The organism is Streptosporangium sp. NPDC005286 (genome assembly GCF_040607515.1).
In the GTDB taxonomy this organism is placed as follows: domain Bacteria; phylum Actinomycetota; class Actinomycetes; order Streptosporangiales; family Streptosporangiaceae; genus Streptosporangium.
In genome coordinates this window covers 1-1157 of record NZ_JBEXGU010000417.1, presented here as the reverse complement: position 1 = coordinate 1157, position 1157 = coordinate 1, and the positions used below count along the sequence as shown (strand labels likewise).

The 1157-nt window shown below is 66.6% G+C and carries 1 protein-coding gene; it reads right to left on the bottom strand.

The features are described 5' to 3' along the window. On the bottom strand, positions 1-1157 hold a 1157-nt coding region (locus ABZU75_RS46505), incomplete at both ends, for a transposase (protein WP_355570037.1).

The following is a 1157-nucleotide window of genomic DNA, read 5'->3' as shown; positions in this document are numbered from 1 at the left end:
TTGGCCAGCAACGTGTTGAGCTTGATCAGTTTTTCCTGCTCGTCGGGGTCGTTGTGGGCGATCACGCCGTTGTTGCCGAACCCGAGCCACTGGGAGAAAGCGTTGTAGGTCTCGACCTTGTTGGTGGCCGCGGTGACGCGGGCGCGCAGCGCCGGATCAGCCAGATACCGCAGCAGCGCCACTGTCCTCACCGAGCGGCCGACCTCGCGAAACACCTTGTAGATGCGGTTCTTGCGGGAGTTGGAGCGCAGCCGCCGCATCAAGGTGGCCGAGGACAGGCGGCCCTCGCTGATGGAGATGGCCACCTGCATCAGATCCCGCCAGTGCCGTTCGATCAGTTCCCAGTCGATCACGTTGCGGCCGCGTTCGCCGAACAGCTCGTCGATGTGCGGGTAGACCAGCTGCGGGCCGGCGCGGAAGAAGATCGGGTCTTTGAAGTTGCGGATACGCGGCATCAGGTCGAACCCGAACAGCGTGGCCAGGGCGAAGACCGGCGTCGACTGGCCTTGGGTGTCGGCGTGCACGGTGGTCGGCTGCACCTCGGAGGTATTGGCCAACAGGCCCTCGATCAGGTGCACCGCCTCCCACACCCCGCACGGGATGAACCGGGAGAACAACGCCACGTAGGTGTCAGAGATGTAGTGGTAGGCGATGCCGCCCACCCCGCCGTACCGGATGCTGGTCTCGGCCAGCAGGTTGTCGATGTAGGTCTCCACCTGGGTGCCGTCGGCGGCCACCGCGCTGCCATCCCCCCACGCCTTGACCACGTCCAGTTCGGCAAAAGCGTTGACCACGCAGGCGATCGCGGCGTTCAGCTTGGCGAGGTCGATGTGGCGGTTACGCACCATTGACAGCTCCCGGGCCGAGATCCCCGACAGGTGCTTGGCCGCCTCGTACGGGCCGACATTGATGCCGCCGGTGAACACCGCCAGCGAGTACCGGCCCAGCGGATCTTTGATCTTCGGGTCCGAGCCGGACGCCGGGCCGAAGTGGTGGTGCCAGCCCAGCCAGTGCGCGGTGCGCGCCACGATGGACAGCAGCGAGCGCTCCGGCATGCGCCGGGCGATCGCCTCGGCCAGGTCCTCGGCGGCCTTGGGGGCATCAGAACCGCGGCGCCGCTTGAGCGCGGGCGCCTCGTCCTCAGTGATCGTCAGATC